The sequence below is a fragment of the Streptomyces tatrensis genome (assembly GCF_049310065.1).
GTDB lineage: Bacteria > Actinomycetota > Actinomycetes > Streptomycetales > Streptomycetaceae > Streptomyces.
This window is the reverse complement of the sequence record NZ_JBMDLB010000009.1, coordinates 23,461-38,126: the sequence shown is the minus strand read 5'-3', so window position 1 is coordinate 38,126 and position 14,666 is coordinate 23,461. Positions and strand designations below refer to the sequence as shown.

16 protein-coding genes are annotated in these 14,666 nt (G+C 70.0%); 11 read left to right on the top strand and 5 right to left on the bottom strand.

Annotated features, from left to right (window positions below; translation table 11 throughout):
• Nucleotides 1-325: 325 nt before the first annotated feature.
• From ACODT5_RS15355 to ACODT5_RS15340, 4 genes are all read left to right on the top strand, one after another.
• Nucleotides 326-643, top strand: a complete 318-nt coding sequence (locus tag ACODT5_RS15355) for a hypothetical protein (protein WP_422519845.1) — start codon at nucleotides 326-328, stop codon at nucleotides 641-643.
• Nucleotides 640-879 carry a hypothetical protein gene (locus tag ACODT5_RS15350; protein ID WP_422519844.1) on the top strand — a complete coding sequence of 80 codons (240 nt, stop codon included), beginning with the start codon at nucleotides 640-642 and terminating at the stop codon, nucleotides 877-879. The genes ACODT5_RS15355 and ACODT5_RS15350 overlap by 4 nt, the downstream gene beginning before the upstream one ends.
• Nucleotides 880-1,025: 146 nt before the next feature.
• The gene (locus ACODT5_RS15345) at nucleotides 1,026-1,772 is read left to right on the top strand and encodes a hypothetical protein (RefSeq protein WP_422519843.1); all 747 of its coding nucleotides are present in this window, start codon (nucleotides 1,026-1,028) and stop codon (nucleotides 1,770-1,772) included.
• Nucleotides 1,773-1,848: 76 nt separating this feature from the next.
• On the top strand, nucleotides 1,849-2,109 hold the full coding sequence (locus ACODT5_RS15340; RefSeq protein ID WP_422519842.1) for a hypothetical protein: 261 nt from the start codon (nucleotides 1,849-1,851) through the stop codon (nucleotides 2,107-2,109).
• A gap of 1,119 nt (nucleotides 2,110-3,228) precedes the next feature.
• On the opposite strand, the gene ACODT5_RS15335 is transcribed toward ACODT5_RS15340, so the two are convergent.
• The 4 genes from ACODT5_RS15335 to ACODT5_RS15320 form a co-directional block, all read right to left on the bottom strand.
• Nucleotides 3,229-3,414: a hypothetical protein gene (locus ACODT5_RS15335; protein WP_422519841.1), complete on the bottom strand. Its 186-nt coding sequence runs from the start codon at nucleotides 3,412-3,414 to the stop codon at nucleotides 3,229-3,231.
• A 69-nt stretch (nucleotides 3,415-3,483) separates the two neighbouring features.
• Nucleotides 3,484-4,971: a DUF2637 domain-containing protein gene (locus ACODT5_RS15330; protein ID WP_422519840.1), complete on the bottom strand. Its 1,488-nt coding sequence runs from the start codon at nucleotides 4,969-4,971 to the stop codon at nucleotides 3,484-3,486.
• Between the two features lie 67 nt (nucleotides 4,972-5,038).
• Complete coding sequence (locus ACODT5_RS15325) at nucleotides 5,039-5,695, bottom strand: WhiB family transcriptional regulator (protein ID WP_422519839.1); 657 nt, start codon at nucleotides 5,693-5,695, stop codon at nucleotides 5,039-5,041.
• A 166-nt stretch (nucleotides 5,696-5,861) separates the two neighbouring features.
• Nucleotides 5,862-6,146 (bottom strand): hypothetical protein, encoded by a 285-nt coding sequence (locus tag ACODT5_RS15320; protein WP_422519838.1) that lies wholly within the window; start codon nucleotides 6,144-6,146, stop codon nucleotides 5,862-5,864.
• Nucleotides 6,147-6,310: 164 nt separating this feature from the next.
• Between ACODT5_RS15320 and ACODT5_RS15315 the strand changes: the two genes are divergently transcribed.
• On the top strand, nucleotides 6,311-7,024 hold the full coding sequence (locus ACODT5_RS15315; protein WP_422519837.1) for a GntR family transcriptional regulator: 714 nt from the start codon (nucleotides 6,311-6,313) through the stop codon (nucleotides 7,022-7,024).
• A 584-nt stretch (nucleotides 7,025-7,608) separates the two neighbouring features.
• Here ACODT5_RS15315 and ACODT5_RS15310 read toward each other — a convergent pair.
• Nucleotides 7,609-7,758 carry a hypothetical protein gene (locus tag ACODT5_RS15310; RefSeq protein ID WP_422519836.1) on the bottom strand — a complete coding sequence of 50 codons (150 nt, stop codon included), beginning with the start codon at nucleotides 7,756-7,758 and terminating at the stop codon, nucleotides 7,609-7,611.
• Nucleotides 7,759-8,139: 381 nt separating this feature from the next.
• On the opposite strand from ACODT5_RS15310, the gene ACODT5_RS15305 reads away from it, so the two are divergent.
• From ACODT5_RS15305 to ACODT5_RS15280, 6 genes are all read left to right on the top strand, one after another.
• Entirely contained in the window at nucleotides 8,140-10,035 is a 1,896-nt protein-coding gene (locus ACODT5_RS15305) for a hypothetical protein (protein WP_422519835.1), read from the top strand.
• Between the two features lie 1,230 nt (nucleotides 10,036-11,265).
• Complete coding sequence (locus ACODT5_RS15300) at nucleotides 11,266-12,198, top strand: hypothetical protein (RefSeq protein WP_422519834.1); 933 nt, start codon at nucleotides 11,266-11,268, stop codon at nucleotides 12,196-12,198.
• Nucleotides 12,199-12,306: 108 nt separating this feature from the next.
• Nucleotides 12,307-12,588 (top strand): hypothetical protein, encoded by a 282-nt coding sequence (locus ACODT5_RS15295; RefSeq protein ID WP_422519833.1) that lies wholly within the window; start codon nucleotides 12,307-12,309, stop codon nucleotides 12,586-12,588.
• Nucleotides 12,585-13,706 (top strand): conjugal transfer protein, encoded by a 1,122-nt coding sequence (locus ACODT5_RS15290; RefSeq protein WP_422519832.1) that lies wholly within the window; start codon nucleotides 12,585-12,587, stop codon nucleotides 13,704-13,706. The genes ACODT5_RS15295 and ACODT5_RS15290 overlap by 4 nt, the downstream gene beginning before the upstream one ends.
• Nucleotides 13,707-13,730: 24 nt before the next feature.
• Nucleotides 13,731-14,060, top strand: coding sequence for a hypothetical protein (locus tag ACODT5_RS15285; RefSeq protein WP_422519831.1), 330 nt, complete (start codon nucleotides 13,731-13,733; stop codon nucleotides 14,058-14,060).
• Nucleotides 14,057-14,662 (top strand): hypothetical protein, encoded by a 606-nt coding sequence (locus tag ACODT5_RS15280; protein WP_422519830.1) that lies wholly within the window; start codon nucleotides 14,057-14,059, stop codon nucleotides 14,660-14,662. Before ACODT5_RS15285 ends, ACODT5_RS15280 begins: the two co-directional genes overlap by 4 nt.
• Nucleotides 14,663-14,666: the final 4 nt, after the last annotated feature.

Below are 14,666 nucleotides of genomic sequence, written 5' to 3'. Positions count from 1 at the left end.
AAGTTCACGCCCCGACCGGCACGCCCCGCCCGGAGTCGCGGAGGGTGATGGAGCCGGACTCGGCCATCGGGGGTCCCGAGGAGCGACCGGCTGCCGCTCCGGCGGGCGGGGTACGCCCCGCACGCGGACCCTGTGAAGTTTCTACAGCGGCCACTCGTTCAACAAACCAGGCCGGCCCTACCCCCGCCGCACCCCAACCCCACTCCCCCACTCAAACTGATGTTGCGTAAATCTATGAATCTGTGTATTGTGGTGCACACGAGGTCGGCGAGAACGCCGACACGGCTCACTCCGCCGACGGCCGGCGCGTTCCGGAAGGATTGGCATGGATCTTTACCACGTCAAGCGACGCTCACTCTTCACCTGGTCCACCACTCGTAATGGCATCCCGCTGGATCTCAGCATGTACCTGGGGAAGCCGCACGCCAGGAGGGCTGTGGCTGAGTCCTACGCCCAGAGCCTCACCAGGGCCGATAAGTTGGATGCGGAATACGGAGTCAAGACGGGGCGTCCGCCGTACCAGGAACGCTCCGAGTCTCCCGTGAAAGTGGCTGCTCGCGAGGTGCTGGGCGTCTTGACGCTGGCCACCCTCATAGCAATGTCCTGCTACGTAGCGGCAGTTGTCGTCAAGGAGCTGTGGTGAACTTCCTCGCCGATGTGACCTTTGTGAATCTGGGGCCGCTTCCGGTCGGGGCTCGTCCGGTTCCCTGCGAGCACTGCGAGTTCGGGACGGTCCGGCTGACCAGCGGCTTCCTGCTGAAGTGCACGAACAGCGCTTGCGGCCACACGCTCACCTCCCAGGATCTGGGGGCTGGCCCCGGCCCTGGGGAGCACAAGACCATGATCGACTACATTCCGTGCTTCGTCCGGGCTGAGTAGCCTGCCGACCAGGCTCCAAGTAATCCCGTTCATCACCATAGGCTCAACATTGCTTAAGTCTATGAATACATGTACAGTAGAGATCAGAAGGGGCCGGGAACGGAAGTCCCCGGCCCCCACCCAACGCCCGTCCACAGGAGGACAGCATGACCACTCAGACCTTCACCACCACCACCGGCGCCACCTACTCGGCCGAGGGCAGCATCGGCGAGAACGGCGAGGTGACCTACACGGTCAAGCGGATCGTGCAGGAAGGGGTCGTCCCGGTCGGATCGTTCGTGATCCACCCCGACTACCACGCCGAGCCGACCGCTCTCGGCCTGGTGAACGTCCAGTTCGGCGCTGGCTCGGCCGAGGACCGCCACCAGCGCTCGGACGTTCCGGTGCTGGGCAGTGCCAGCACCCCGTTCGTCGTCGGGCACAAGATGGTGAACCCCCTGGACATCACCGATGCGTCGCCGATCCTCAGGATTCGGGACCTGGCCGGTGCTCAGTACGCCACCGGCGTCAGCGCAGTCGAGGTCTCCGGCCGGACGGCGCTGCGCACCGCCGACCTGGTGACGGCCCTGGTTGTCCAGTGGATGAACCGCGACGATCTTGCCGAGCTGACCGCGAAGTACGCGGCGTTCATCAAGTCGGAGACCCCCTGGACCGCGCAGCACTCCAAGGTCAAGTCCGACAAGGTCGACGGGCTCAAGCTCGACATCCTGTCGATCGGCGAGCGGATCGCCGAGCTGACCAAGGAGCGCGACGAGCTTCCCGAGAACGGCATGACCAGCCCGGACGTCACGCCGGACATGGCTCCCGCCGCACAGCTCACCGGCGCCATCACCGCGCTGAACCTCAAGCGCGCGGATCTGTCCGCCGAGCTGGCCACGCTGACCAAGGCGTGATCTGTCGCCCGGGGTGCGCCGGACGGACGCACCCCGGGCCTCCCGGCCCGCACCCCAGCTAGGAAGGAGTAGGACCATGAGCAACTCGTTCTCCCAGAACGCGCCCAACGGCGCGGCGGATGCCGTCGCGTTCATCACTTCCGTCGCCAGCACGCTGATCGCCCAGAAGTGGGGCGTGCGAGCGCCCGTGGTCCTCAAGGTGCTCAGCACGCCCGAGGCGGTCGCCGTTACGACCACCCGCTACCTCCTGGCCCTGGGTGCCGGAATGAGCCCCGCAGATGCCGCCGGAGACGTCGGCCGGTCTCTCCTGGCCGACGCCGAGCAGCGCGCCGCGTAGCGCCCGTCCCATCCCCGCCCCGCCCAGCCCCGCTCACCACGTGAGCGGGGCGCTCCGCGTTCTCGCCCCCTACTTCGATCGCCCTCGGCCCGCCCGCCCGCGGAACGCGCCTATCCCGTCTGTCTCGCCCTGCTGCTGCCCCGTTTTCCCCGTCGTCCTACCTGCCAGCCCGCCACTCCGCTCCGTCCATGCACCGCACCGCTCGCCTTCTCTCCCTTCGTTCCACCTCTGCTCTTCCTCCGTCCGTCGTCCGTACCGCTCCAACCCCGCTCTTCCTCCGTCCGTCGTCCGTACCGCTCCAACCCCGCTCTTCCTCCGTCCGTCGTCCGTACCGCTCCAACCCCGCTCCTCCTCCGTCCGTCGTCCGTACCGCTCCAACCCCGCTCCTCCTCCGTCCGTCGTCCGTACCGCTCCAACCCCGCTCCTCCTCCGTCCGTCGTCCGTACCGCTCCAACCCCGCTCCTCCTCCGTCCGTCGTCCGTACCGCTCCAACCCCGCTCCTCCTCCGTCCGTCGTCCGTACCGCTCCAACCCCGTCTCGATTGCTCACCCATGTCTCGCTGCGCGCCGGCTCCGCTTCCTCACCCCTCCGGCTGATGTCTCTTCGCACGTCCATCCAGCTCCGCCATAGGCCCGTAGGGAAGTAGTCGGCGTGTCGGTGACCCCTTGTCTGCGGCTCTGACCTGCATGTTTGGTACGGATCGGCTCGAATGAAAGAGGACTCGAAACGGGACTCCAAAGAGGACCTGAAAGAGGACTCCAAAGGAGACTCCAAACGGGACCCCAAAGAGGACCCGATTGGTTTCGCAACGTACGCGTCTCCAGCTCCCAGCCCTGGAGGGGAGATATCTCCTCTCCAGGGCTCGAATCGGCCGAACTGGCCCTGGCGGTGGGGGAGAGATCTCCTCCCCCACTGGGACGGTGGTGGAGGAGATCTCTCCCCTCCCTGGCCACAGTCGTTGCGGCGGCGCCGTCTTCGACAAGCTTGTTGGCCCGGAGGGAGATCTCTCTCTCCGGGCCAAGGAAGGAAAATCGGGAGGAGAGATCTCCCTCCGAGCGGAGCATCTGGGCAGCCCTATCGGAGAGGAGACCCCTGGCGAGGCGGGCCTTGTCGAGACCCTCATCGGTGCGTCTCGCTGTCCGCGGCCCTTCGAGCCTGCAGGGGGATGACGCGGGCGAGGCCGCGGTCGCCGGTCCGCTGGGACCTGTTGGCGGTGTGTGTGGGACGCCGCTCGGCGACGAGAGCAAGCGCCTCGGCGACGTGGTCGTCGAAGGACAGTGCGGACGCATTGGCGGTACGGGACATGGCGGGGTTCTCCCAGAAGTTACGGAAGTGCGCGGGCGGTCGGGGCGTCCGGCGAGCGGAGCTGGGCCGTCAGCGTCGGCTGGCGCCCGCAGGAACGAGGAGCTTGCTGCCTGGGAGCAGCTGGTAGTCCCCGGTCATGCCGGCGTGAAGGAGTTCGTCGTCGAGGGTCTGCGGGGCGGGTGGGGCGAGCGTCAGGGCGCGGGGGTTGTCTGGTGCAGGTGCCGGGTTGGCCAGGGCCGTTGCCATCTCAACGCGGTCGTCCACGAGTGGTGCCTGAGTCGGCGGGGGTTCAGTCGGGCCGGCTGCGGCCGTGGCGTCATACCGTGCGACGGCTGCGGGGAGCCACGTTTCCTGGGAGGCGTGGAACTTGCTGGCCCGGGGTGTGCCGATGCCGACGGCGCGGGAGCACTTGTTGATCCCCCAGGCGAGCTTGCCGTCGCGGCGACGCGGGACCAGCTGGACGAAGCGTTCCTGTACCTCTTCGTCTGTGAGGACGTCGCCGTTCTCTGCGTCGTCTATACCGTCCTCCGCCTGCGGTTTTTCCACGCTGGCCGGGTCGTCGGGCAATGCGGTATGGGCGGCCCCGGTATGGACCGGAGCGGCTGGTGCGGTACCGATGAGCGTGCCGCGCATGGCATCGAACGCTGCCGCGGAGCTGAGATTCATACCGGCCCATTCCGCTTGCCGGACGCGCCCCTGCAGGCGGCTGACGACTTGTTCCAGAACGGCCGGGTCGGCGCACCGTGCGCGCTCGCTGGCGTTCTGGGCGCGGCTGTCGGCTCGCGTTTCTAGATACCGGAACGCCCAGCGGGTCGGGCGGCCGGCTTTGCGGACCGCCTTCTGGGCGCGGCGTAGCCGGTACCAGCGGTAGGCCGCGCGGGAGACGCGGACCTCGGTGGTGGCTTCTTCCTGGGTGAGGTCCTGGCGGGCGGCGAGGAGCAGCGCGACGCGGACGGCCTCGACGGGGTGGAAGAGCCGGATCAGGGCCAGGCGGCGATCCGGGCGGGCCCGGTGGCTGCGTGCGGCTCGGCGTTCTTCGAGAGAGCCGAGCTCCCACAGGACCGCGGCCAGGACCGGCCATACTGCGCGGACAAGAGCGCCGAGTGGGGAGTCTGCTTCGGCGGCGGAGAAGAGGGAGCTGGTGGCGGCCAGTACCCAGAAGAGGACTCCTGACAGGCCTGGCCCTTCTCCTTCGCGGGCGCGGCGGCGGGCGCGGCGTCCGCAGACCATGGCGGCGATGTCGAGGGCGATGAAGGGCAGGAGGTCGAACGGGTTGCTCAGGCCCATCTGGTGACGCCCCACGCGGCGGAGTCCGGTCGCCGAGAGTGCTGCGGCCGCGGCCGCGATGACGACGGTGAGGCGGTCTTCGATTCGGCGGCCGCGCATCGCGGCGGCGGTGGACCGTTCCTCCGTGCCGAGGGCTGACAGGGCGGCCCGTCGACGGCGCAGGGCGAGTGCCGGTCCGAAGGTGAGGACGATGGCGCCGGCGACGAACTGCCACGAGGTGAGCAGCTCGGTCACGGGGAGCGTCGTTACCGGGAGCAGGTCGGTGATCACGGGTTGCCCTTCCGCGCGGCGGCGCCGATGGCCCTCGTAATCGCGTCGGAGATGTGCAGGGGCTGGATCACGCCGCCTCCGTCCAGCCGGCTTCGGCTCGGTGGGCCCGACGGAGGATGTCGCGGCGCTGCACGGCTGCAAGGGTCGCCGCCTTGTTCGTGGCTCGCTTGTCGGCGGGGACCGAGGATCCGATGTACTGCTGGGCGATGTCTTGGACGGCGGCCGCGGCTTTGATCCGCTCGGCCTGGTCGCGGGCGACGCGGGTGTCCTCGGTACGGGCGGCGGCAAGGCGCTGGTGCTCGGCACTCAGGCGCCGTGCCAGCTTCTGCTGGGTCAGGCCGCCGCGTACGCCGTACGGATCGTTGGCCCTCAGGGCGAGCTCGGCGCAGACGGCTCGGACGGGGCAGGCCGCGCAGTGGTCGCGGATGGTGGCCGCCCTGCGGCGCCGCCAGTCGTCGTCGGGCTCTTCGTCGCCCTGGTAGAAGCTGTCGGGGTCCGGCGCCACTGCGTGGCAGACGGAGTGCTCGAGGGCTTGGTTCAGCTGGGGCCGGCGTAGGTGTTGGGCGATCAGGTGTCCGTCGTGGCCGGCGAGGTAGCCGCTGGTCGCGAGGGTGTCGACGGGGGTGGCCTGGGCGAGGTAGCGCGCGATCGCCGCCTCGTCGATTCCGTCGGGGGTGGATCGGGGATCGGTGGGGGCCGGGTGGCCTGCCATCATGCTGTTCATGGGTCGTTGTCTCCTGCGAAGCGGTGGGCGGCGCGCTCCACACGGCCTCCGGGGGTCCAGCCCCGGAGGCCGCTTTCGTGAGGACGCGTGAAGGCGGGGCGGGTTCGGCTGCTTTGGCGGCCGTGCCGTCGCGCGGGTTCCGTGTCTCGGCGCGGTCGGGGCGGGGTCAGCGGGCGGTACAGCGCGGGTCGTTCGGGGCGACGGCGACCGAGCCGTACTTGTCGTTGCCGTGGAAGATCACGTACACGCGGTTCGGGCCCTCGCACTTCGCGCCGAGGTTGGAGAAGCCGTCGCTCATCACGACGATGTCCATCGGTTGTTTGTTGATCGCGCCCTTCGGCGCATCCATGAAGGGCTGATCGGCCTTGCCGCCGTCCAGGGCGCAGCCGGTGGCGCCGAGGGCGAGGGTCGCGGTGAGAGCCGCGGCGGCGATCCGGTTTCTGGTGTTCATGGGGGTCTCCATCACTCATGGGCACACCTGGCTCATCTGGCTTAGTCCAGTTGAGCCAGATGTGTGATGATGGTGCACCTGAAGATCGCTCACGTCAAGGGGGATGCCTGATGAGGCGGACCAGGGCCCGGACCCGCCCGCGCCGGTGCGGCAAGATGTGCCTCATGCCGAACCCGTACCAGCAGGACAAGATCACTGACGATCTGCGCCGCGACCTCGTGGCCGGCGCGTTCGCCCCAGGGAGCTTCCTGCCGTCCGGCCGGGCGCTCGCCTCTCGGTTCGGCGTGGCTCGGAACACGGTCCTGGCCGGCCTCGCGCCTCTGGTCGCGGAGGGCCTGATCCAATCGTTGCCCAAGCGCGGCTACCAGGTCATGAGCGCGCCCGCGGCCTTCGAGGTGAGCTGGACCCGGGATGGTCAGATCCTGCCTGTCGGCGAGCAGCAGCTCGGGCCCGGAGAGGGACTGCGTACGGAGGTGCGGCAGGCTCCGGCGGCTGTCGCCGGCTTCCTGCAGGGCCCAGAGGGGATGACGGTGGTGGTTCGCGGCACGGTGCACCAGTACGCGGGTGCTCCGTGGGCCCTTCGGGAGTTCCACGTCCCGAGGTCCGTGGCCGATGTCGCCCGCCAGCTCTCGGAGCCGGTCCACGTCGACGAGTTGGGGTCGCTGGCCGAGCATGACCTGGCTGTCACCGGCGTTCGTAGCCGCTGGTCCACCCGGTCGGCCACTCCCGACGAGGCTCGGCTGCTGAAGTCCGGCTCCTCGACGGTCCACGCCATCCAGCGGACGGGATTCCACAACGGAATGCCCGTCTTCTATGAATTGCTGGTGGTTCGCGCCGATCGCGTGTTCCTGTCGCAATCATGCGGCTCTATTGCGTAAGTAACCGACTCATGAGGGTTTTTGATGGTGCGTGCCTTATGCATCAGCCGTGAATCGGCTGCCCCCAACCCCGACGTATGGGGATAGGCTGCTTGCAGTCGATCTAGCATCGGCCCCGAAATGCACGATGCCCCCACGACCTTTGAGCAGGTCGCGGGGGCTTATCGAACCGAGAACCGATAAGGCGGTGTCTCGTGGTGGAGCGTACCCGCACCCACGCGCAAGTACTCAGTCAGCCCGCTGATCGAACGGTGTCCTCGACGCCGTCGCGGTGGGCTGCTCTGCTGTGCAGCTCGCGCGATGGGCGCACCACCCCTGTCGATGGGGGCGGGATGTCGTAGCCAACCGGGCGGGCGCCTTTGCCAGGCCGCTCCTCGCCCTTCTCCGCCGGACTCGGAGTTTGCCGCTCCTCGATCCGGTATTCACCGCTCAGCGGGAGTTTGCCGCTCCCCTGAGCGAGGTCCAGACCTCACGGTCTGGTGATCACTGCCTCACCAGCAGCAGCCCCGAGCGGGGCTTTGTCGTACCCCGGGCCAGGCCCGGAGGAGGACGGAGTACATCTTGCAGTACAGCCATGCCCTTTGTCAGCTCAGGCGCTCCGCGCCGGGGCGCATCCCGGCCATCGCCGGCGCCTCGGTGATCGCGGACGCGCGCAGCGTCGCCTCCCGTGAGACCGCCGCGATGTTGTGGGTCTTGCGGTCGCGCCGCCACGGAGCGCTGGGCGCCCGGGGCACCACCCCTTGTCCAGACCTCAAATTCCCAGGGCCGCGCCGACTAGGCAGGGCACTTCCCGTCGTCTGCTGATCCGCTCGTTCTGCCCCGCGGACAAGGGGTCCAGGCGCTGCTCGCCACCCCCTTGTCCTGCAGGTCAGCCCGGGTCCCACCCCGGTTTGGAAGGCCACAGAGGCGGACGACGGATCGGCTGCGGACAGGGGGGGCCGAAATCTTCCGCCTGCCTTCGTCACACCGAACCGGTTCTGCACACCTCTATGGCCGACACCCACCTCTGACCGGCCGAGGACCGCGCCCACATCGACAACACAACAGCCCGCCCGTGACCGGCGTGGCTGCGACACCGAGCGCAACGGGCCAGTGGCCGTTGCGCCAGGAGAAGTGTGCCCACCACCGCTCTGACGTATAGCCCAGCTCCTTCCGCGCGCGAGCACTCCGCTCCCGCGCGGCGTTCGAGCACCGCGCCGCCGGCCGATGAAGCCCGCGGTGCCCTGCCACCATGCCCGCCTGCGGCCGCGGTGACGGCGGGGCCGGGGGCCGCCCCGGTCCCCGGTGCGCCGGTGCGCCGACAGCGGGTGAAGGTGCCGATGCGGCTGATCACCTCGCCGTTCTACGCGGACATCGCCTTGGCGGTGTACGTGAAGGTGAAGGCGCTCGGGATGCGCGAGGAAGGGTGCCAGGCGAAGTCGGCGACGATCGCCTCCTACCTGGGCGTCTCGAAGGCCTCGGTGGAGAGGGGGCTTGCCCAGTTGTCAGGTACTGGGCCGGACCGTGTGGTGGAACTGGTCTCGCAGCGGCGCACGCTGCGCGGCGGACGGGGGACCTCTGCGCTACGCCGGACCAGGCCGGTGTCGAGGTCGGAGTCGTTCGTATGGGTGCCGGTGGCTGCCTCGGAGGACCTCACGCCCCGCCAGCTGAGGGCGTACGCCGTCATCGCGTACGCGCAGGCGGTCGGAATCAAGCTGACCGAGGGGGAGCTGGCTGGCTCCCTGTTCCACCACTCCGGCCAGAAGGCCGGACAGACGCTGACGGTCACGTCGGCCGGCGTGGTGGTGGACGAGCTCGAAGCGTCGCGATGGCTGACCGTGGTGCGCAGGGCGGGAGCCCAGGGGCGCCACCAGTTCATCGCGCACGACATCGCCTCGGCGCAGGACGCGGAGCCCGTATCTGCCTGCCTTACCCAGGCCCCGGGCGGCGACGGCCAGGACCTTCAGGAACCTGTGGAGAACGCGGGCGGCGATGCGGACAGTTCCCCGAATGGTGAGGGGTCGGGTCCGCTGTCTGGTGAGGGATCCCTCGCGAATGAGGAATCACCTACGACTGACCGACCAGAGGCCGCGCGAGCACTTGACTCATCCGCCGTAGGCGAGGCTGAGGTAGTAGAGGGCTCCTGGCCTGTGGAAAACCCGTCGGGCGCTGCCCGGCTCGACGGGCCGCCGGCTCGTCTCGCGCTCCGCGCGGGTGAAAGCAGCCAGCCCTCCATCCCGAAGCAGCAAGGGCGGCGAGCACCGTCGTCCGAGTCGGCGTACACCGGACCGGATCTGGCCATGAGCCCGGAGATCTACTCCGTGCTGGAGCCAGTGCACTGGTTGCTGAAGCAGGTCGGCAACGCCTTTGTCGAACGGAAGATCGCGAGGGAAGTGGGTCGTCAGCTGAGTGAGGGCACGGCCGCGGAACGCCTCCGCCACCGGCTCACCCTCCGGTTCGCCCAGCAGACGATGACCTCCGAGATCCGGGATCCCGGTCGGTGGCTGCTCGGCGTGGCCCTGCCGCGCTGGGGGTGTGGCCACCAGGACTGCGAAGCCGGGGTGATGTGGTCGACCGGGCGGCGTTGCGAGGTCTGCGCGGAAGTCGTCGCCGATCGGTTCGCCACCCGGCAGCAAGCTCAGCGCCTCCAGGACGGGCTGTGCCCCGAGCACGGCACCCGCCCCGGGCCGTGCGGAACCTGCATCGAATGCACCCTGGACGAGGCGATCCGGCGCCCGGCGGCGGCCAGGACCACCAGCCCCGTGCCGCTGGGGCCGCCGCGCGGAGCTTGTTCCGGATGCGGTGCGCGGATCTTCCTGACCGGCCGGGCTCTGGACGACGGACGCTGCGCGCTCTGCCGCGCGGAGGTGTCCGGACAAGTGGAGGCCGTGGTGGTCGGCGTCCCCGCAGGCACTTCCGGCCCCGCGAGGTGCATCGGCGGGGCCGATGCGGTCTGCGATCGCGAGGCTCTGCCCACCCGGAGCGTCTGCGCGCGGCACAGGGTTCTGGAGGTCGCCGCGGAGGTCGCCTGACGACCTGCCGGCTCGCCCTCTCCAGCGGTGCGACGTCACACCACCAGCCGCAGGTCCCCTCTGCCTCGGAGCGTGGTGCGGTTCCCGCCTCGAAGAGGTGCGCGTCCCGGAAGCGGCACGTGCACGGCCAGCTCACTAACCGCACCCGCACCCGGGTGTCGAAGGTGCGGTGGTGCGGTGGTGCGGTGGTGCGGAGAGGACGGGGGTGCGCACCGATTGGATGCGCACCCGCACGCGCGATGCGGTGGTGCGGTGGCGATCGGTGCGGTGCGGTGCGCGGGCTCCCGCACCGCACCACAGGTGCGCCCGCGGCGGTGGTACGGCCGGCCCACGCCAGCAGGTGCGGTGGCCGGGCGGGTGGCTCAGTGGTCGCGGAACGTGATCAGCCAGCCCCCCTTGTCCGCGGTATCGCCTCACCCGCTCCCCCTTGTCCGCTCCTGGGCCGGACCCCTTGTCCGGGTGTTCAGGGTGGCGGCTCCCCCCTTGTCCGGCGTCGAGCCAAGCAGGCCACCCCCTTGTCCGGCGTCTGTCACCCCCCTTGTCCGGGTGGTCACCGACGACACCGACCCCCTTGTCCAGGGTCGAGCCAGGCAGGGCACCCCCTTGTCCGGCCTCCGGGCACCCCCTTGTCCGGTTGACATCCGCCCGCGTTTCTCCCGGACCAGCTCTGTCCTGGGCTCCGCCCAGGTGGCGCGGCGCCTCACACCTCACAGCCGCAGCGGGTCCTGCTCCCCCGCACTGCGAGGACGGTCTGCAGGGGAGATCTCTCCCCTCGGATCACGCTCTGCAGCCAGCCAGCTTCTGGGCCAGGCCGCGGAATACCGGGTGCAGAAGGACGCCGCGACCGGCCGGAGCCGGCCGCACCGGGGCCAGCGCACCTTGATCGAGACAGAGCTGGTGCGGTGCGGCGGCAGACCGGCCGCACCAGATCCGGTGGTGCGGTGCGGGCGGTCGTCACCGCACCAACCGCACTTCCGAAAGCGCACCACGTCACGACCGCACCGCACCACCGGATCTGGTGCGCCGCTGCGGTGCGGTCGCGCGGTGCGGTGGTGCGCGACCCCTTGTCCGCGCTCCGCACCCCTTGTCCGCTCACCCCTTGTCCGACCGCACCACGCCCGTGAACCCCCTTGACCACGTCATCCGCCGAGGTCGATCAGACCGCGGACAAGGGGGGTGCGAAGAGCGTGAGCGACATCAGCCAGATGACGCGAAAGGACGGACACGGACGTGGCCACCAAGAACCGCACCGCCTCTGCCACTGCTCCCTCCGGGTCCGGGTACGGCGCCCTGGAGCGCATGAACCGGGACTGGGAAGTCCTGAACAGCGACCCTCGTGCCGCCGACCGGATCACCCACTGGGCCGAGGAGGACGTCGAGCTCGCCGACGTCCGTACCCCCCAGGACGTCATCGAGCGGCTGATCGCGCTGTTCCGGCGCGGCGACTGGGCGGGGCACAACGGGGCCATGACCGTGCTGCTCCGGCGAGCTGCAGGTGACGGCTTCGACAGCGAGCTCGCCTGGAAGCTCGCTGTCCGGGTCCTGCTGCCGAAGGCGCTCTTGATGGCCAAGACGCAGCTTCGCCCCGGCCTCGACTGGGAGGTCATCCTCAGCACCGTCCTGAGCGCGCTGTTCGAGGTCGTCCGGACGTACCCGCTGGCGCGGCGGCCTCACGCGATCTTCGTGAACGTCGCGATGGACACGCTGATGCTGGCGCAGAGCATCCTGGCCGCCGACTTCGACGACCGTCGCGAGCTCCGCAGGATCGCCCGTTCTCTCGCTCCTCTGGCCGGCGACCCGCAGGTTCCGCTGCTCGGTACGGAGGGCGCGGACCCCTCGCTCCAGATCGAACTCGCTGACCTCCTCGCCCACGCCGCCGAGCTCGAGCTCGTGAGCCGCGACGAGCCGGAGCTGAACGAAGGCGAGGCGCGGACCGAGCTGCTCGCCCTCGTGAGGTGGGCGGTCGACATCCAGGCGCTGAAGGTCTCCGACGCCCAGCGGATCACCGAGTACTACCTCAGCTCCTCGCTCGACCCGGACCAGGAGTTCCGCACCACCCGAGCCATGGGAGCCGAGGGCAATCGGATTCGGCAGCGGGCGTCCCGGGCGGTCCGGCCCCTGCGCGACGCCGACCTGACCGGCTACTACCTCGCCTCCGTCTGAAGTTCTCGGCCGCGGCCGTCACACCGCGGGCCCGATCGACACCTCTATTGCCGATCCGCGTTCACGACCTCTTCCGCCCTGCCCACCACCGAGACCGGGAGTACCACCGTGTCTACTTCCCTTGCCGGTCCCCACGGACCCGCCGTCCCCTTCCTCGACGAAGACGAGACCCGCGTCGCCCAGGCGCGACGCCAGCTGACCGAGCTGGGCACTGCTCTCGTCCGCGACCCGCTCAACCGCCGTGTCCACGAGGCACTGAGCCAGTTCCTGGAACGCGACTCCGAGGCCGCCCTTCGGTCCTGGGAGTCGATGCTCCAGCGCAGCCCCGAGGAACTGCGCGAGCGGATCCGCGACGTCCTCACCGCTCAGGCCGAGCGGAGGATGTCGTGAGGCTCCGTCGCCGCCGCGCGGTGGCCGAGAGCGAGGCGTGGGACGACCTGCCGCAGGCGGAGCCGGAGCAGGAGGTCCTCGACGCCGGCGACGAAACCGGCTGGCAGACCAGCACCGCCGGGCTGTCCGGCGCCGCGCGGCTGGCCCGGATCGGCGCCTGGATCCTCATCGCCTCCGGCCCGCTGCTCGGAATCACCTCGCTGCTCGGATCCCCCACCCAGGCCCAGAGTGCGACCGTGACGGCGCCGACCGCGCAGACGGCCTCCGACACCGGGCCCAGCGGATTCGCGCAGCTGTACGTGGTCGCTTACATCGAGGCGGGCCAGGGCTCCGAGGGCTCCCTGCGCCCGTACTTCTCCGGCTCGGTCACCCTGACCAACACCCCGGGGACGCGCAGCGCCACCCGGACCGTCGCGGTGACGAGCCGCGAGGTGCAGCCCGGCTACTGGGCGGTGACCGTCGCAGCCCGTATCGCGCAGAAGGACGCCAAGGGCGCCTACGTCGATGCCGGACTCCGGTACTACCAGGTCCCGGTCCAGGCGCTCGGCCCCGCATCCGCGGGCGGAAGCAACCGGAACGACGAGTCGACGCTCGGCTACACGGCCACAGCGCTGCCGGCCCAGGTTGCCGCGCCGGCGTCGCTGACAGCGAGCGCTCTGGGCTACGGCACCAACCGCGGGAGCAACCCTGCGGACCCGGCCACCCAGACGATCACCGGATTCCTCAACGCCTACCTGGCCGGCAAGGGCGGGCTGGACCGCTACACCTCCCCCGGCGTCTCCCTGCAGTCAGTCACGCCCGCGCCGTACTCCGGCATCGAGGTCACCGACGTCGCCGACGACTCGGCCAACGCGAGCAACACCGCGGTGCCGAGTGACGGAGCCGTACGCCAGACGCTGGCCACGGTCAACGCCAAGGACGCCTCCGGCGCGACCTATCCCCTTACCTACGCGCTGACGCTGCGCTCGCGCGGCGGCCGCTGGGAAATCGCCTCCCTCGGCGCCGCCCCGGTGCTCCAGCGCGGGAGCAACCCGGCCCTGGTCGCTCCCTCCCCCGACTCCGACAGCACGGACAGCACCGGCACCCCGTCGCCCTCACCGTCGCCGTCGGCCTCCTAACCCCGAGAACGAGAGAGAACACCCATGCACACCACCGACCCGAACACCGTCCTGCTGGCGGGCGACATCCTCACCTGGGCCACGAACAAGACCAACCAGATCGGAACCCTCGTCAAGCTCGTGGCTGCCGTCGGCGTAGCCGTCGCGATCTTCGGCGCGTACTGGCGCACCAAGTCCTGGGTGGCCACCGTCGTCGCCTTCCTCCTGGGCGCCCTGGTGCTGTGGGGCCTGGCCAACATGCCGTCCCTGCAGACCAAGGTCGGCTCCGAGGTCAACAGCGCACCCCAGCCGAAGACCGTCCAGGTCGAACCCCGCGCAATACCGACGGCTCTTGATGACGAGCACGTGCTGTGAGTGCCGACGAGGAGCAGCTGGTCGGGCACTCCTACACCCGGGCGCGCAAGCACCCGCTGGTGATCGGGAAGCTGCCCGGCGCCGGTCGGCTTCCCGGAGGCCCGTACACGATCACCCAGATCGTGACGATGGTCGCCACCTTCCTGCTCCTGGTCATCACCCGGCAGCTGTGGGCCCACTTCGGCGTCATCAACGTCCTGGTGATGATCTGCCTGCCCTGGGGCCTGGCCTGGGTCCTGCGGTACGCCCGTCTGGACGGGCGCGATCCCGCCCGCGCGCTGCGCAGCCTCGTTGTCTACGCCTCGACTCCGGCCGACGGCCAGCTGTCGGGCCGGCCTCAGCACCGGAGCCGTCCGCGGCTGGCCGGCGCCACCTGCACCGTCCACGTACGGACCCCCGCTCGGGACAAGGCGACACCGGTCCGCGCGGCCATCCCGGCCCGGGCAGCCGCAGCGTCGGCCACGCCCGCGCCGAGGACGGTCCGCCCGGCCACCGCCTCCAGGCCCGCTCCTGCCGCCACGGTCCCCGCGGCCGGAGCCGCGCAGCGGCCACCGGCCAGGTCCGGCCTGCAGGCCCTTCTCGCCTCCCTCGACGAGAAGTGACACC